A 311-nucleotide genomic window follows, 5' to 3' on the forward strand; every position below is an offset into this window, starting at 1 on the left:
GTTCATGGCGATCCTGGACATCCAGATCGTCTCCGCCTCCCTCAACGAGATCCAGGCCGGCCTCTCGGCCTCGGCCGGCGAGATCCCCTGGGTCCAGACGAGCTACCTGATCGCCGAGGTGATCATGATCCCGCTCTCGGGCTTCCTGTCGCGGGTGATCTCGACGCGCTGGATGTTCACGATCGCGGCGGGCGGCTTCACGCTGATGAGCCTGATGTGCGCGGCGAGCTCGTCCATCGGCGAGATGATCGTCTGGAGGGCGCTGCAGGGCTTCATCGGCGGTGGCATGATCCCCACGGTCTTCGCCTCGG

The 311-nt window shown here is 65.9% G+C and carries 1 protein-coding gene; it reads left to right on the plus strand.

Features of this window, described 5'->3' with window-relative positions; genetic code table 11:
- A partial coding sequence (locus ACLBXP_RS25555; RefSeq protein WP_447670623.1) for an MFS transporter occupies positions 1-311 on the plus strand: 311 nt, incomplete at both ends.

This window comes from Methylobacterium sp. A54F (assembly GCF_053346035.1).